This window comes from Pseudoflavonifractor sp. HCP28S3_F10 (genome assembly GCF_052065415.1).
In the GTDB taxonomy this organism is placed as follows: Bacteria; Bacillota; Clostridia; order Oscillospirales; family Oscillospiraceae; genus Pseudoflavonifractor_A.
The window spans coordinates 1-604 of the sequence record NZ_JBQHUB010000078.1 but is presented as its reverse complement, the minus strand read 5'-3'; the positions used below and the strand labels follow the sequence as shown (position 1 = coordinate 604).

The window sequence follows — 604 nt, the reverse complement described above, 5'->3', positions numbered from 1 at the left end:
CTCTTCGGAGTTTAGATACCATTTTATTGAGAGTTTGATCCTGGCTCAGGATGAACGCTGGCGGCGTGCTTAACACATGCAAGTCGAACGGAGCGCTCATGACGGAGTTTTCGGACAACTGATTGAGCTGCTTAGTGGCGGACGGGTGAGTAACGCGTGAGTAACCTGCCTTGGAGTGGGGAATAACACAGGGAAACCTGTGCTAATACCGCATGATGCAGTTGGGTCGCATGACTCTGACTGCCAAAGATTTATCGCTCTGAGATGGACTCGCGTCTGATTAGCTTGTTGGCGGGGTAACGGCCCACCAAGGCGACGATCAGTAGCCGGACTGAGAGGTTGGCCGGCCACATTGGGACTGAGACACGGCCCAGACTCCTACGGGAGGCAGCAGTGGGGAATATTGGGCAATGGGCGCAAGCCTGACCCAGCAACGCCGCGTGAAGGAAGAAGGCTTTCGGGTTGTAAACTTCTTTTATCAGGGACGAAGACAATGACGGTACCTGATGAATAAGCCACGGCTAACTACGTGCCAGCAGCCGCGGTAATACGTAGGTGGCAAGCGTTATCCGGATTTACTGGGTGTAAAGGGCGTGTAGGCGGG

Annotated in this window: 1 rRNA gene; it reads left to right on the top strand. The window is 54.3% G+C overall.

Annotation, left to right across the window (positions count from 1 at the left end):
• Positions 1-22 precede the first annotated feature (22 nt).
• A 16S ribosomal RNA gene (locus ACTNBZ_RS14375) occupies positions 23-604 on the top strand; the annotation flags it as partial.